At 60.0% G+C, this 355-nt stretch carries 1 protein-coding gene; it reads left to right on the forward strand.

What is annotated here, in order from left to right; translation table 11 throughout:
* Window positions 1-355: Tn3 family transposase (locus tag KP705_RS19675; protein WP_215765532.1), on the forward strand; the 355-nt coding region annotated here is incomplete at both ends.

Genomic DNA, 355 nt, shown 5'->3' on the forward strand with positions numbered 1-355 from the left:
TGAAAGCAATTACACCCCCTGCTGTGGAAGAGTTGAGGCGGGCGGCTTACGACCGGCTGCCACGCATCAAGATTACTGATCTTCTGCTGGAAGTGGACCGCTGGATCAGCTTCACCGACTGCTTTACCCATCGCCGTTCCAGCCGTGTCGCGGATGACAAAAACGCCCTGCTGACGGTGATCCTGGCGGATGGGATTAATCTTTGTCTGACACGCATGGCCGACACCTGTCAGGGTGCCACCCTGCGCCAGTTGGCGCATCTGCATGACTGGCATATCAGCGAGGCCGGATACGCCGAAGCCCTTGGCCGTATGGTTGCAGCCCATCGTGGGCTGCCCCTGGCGTCACTCTGGGG

The sequence above is a fragment of the Gluconobacter sp. P1D12_c genome (genome assembly GCF_018812105.1).
Taxonomy (GTDB): Bacteria; Pseudomonadota; Alphaproteobacteria; order Acetobacterales; family Acetobacteraceae; genus Gluconobacter; species Gluconobacter oxydans_A.